Raw genomic sequence first — 607 nt, forward strand, 5'->3', positions numbered from 1 at the left:
GCTACGGTGAAGTACTGTAATAGGTCGCACCCTGAGAAAAGAAAGAGACCCAATACAATCAAAACCAGTAGCAGGTGCTTCATTGTTACACCTCCCGTTGATCTTCTTTCAGAAGTCTTATGAAAACCCACAACTCTTTGGAAACTCAACAAGCAGTATCATGCTTTGATTACTTCCAGCAAATGGGGCAACGAACCGTTTTCTACAACTCGTTGCCCCACAATTATCTCGATTGAGTCCGACCTCAGTTATCCGGCGAGATCGTCTTCGGAAGGTTAACTACGACGCCACCAAACGTCGGATCGGGGAATTCAATTCCCTCAAGCATCTCATAGTTTATGAGGGTGGGGAAGAAGCTTAAGAGATCTGAAAAACGTTCGGGGTGATCGAAGATGTTGTAGAGTCTCAGGATAATAGTCTTTTCATCTTCATCGACCGGGATCTCAGTATCGAGATCTTCTCCGTTTGGCCTTATGTAGTCCAGAAGTTCCTCCTGTTCGCTCGCATTTTCTTCCATGGCATCGTAAGCATCCTGACCGAACGGGATGTACCACTGTGAAGTCAGGTTGTGCTTATTGTCTTCGGTCTGAGTGTCGCTGAAGAGATC

General features: G+C 46.1%; 1 protein-coding gene. It reads right to left on the minus strand.

The features are described from left to right. Positions 1-244: 244 nt before the first annotated feature. A partial coding sequence (locus BG32_RS15490) for a hypothetical protein (RefSeq protein WP_183084276.1) occupies positions 245-607 on the minus strand: 363 nt, incomplete at its 5' end.

Origin of the sequence: Mesotoga sp. HF07.pep.5.2.highcov (assembly GCF_003666285.1) — a bacterium.
Taxonomy (GTDB): domain Bacteria; phylum Thermotogota; class Thermotogae; order Petrotogales; family Kosmotogaceae; genus Mesotoga; species Mesotoga prima.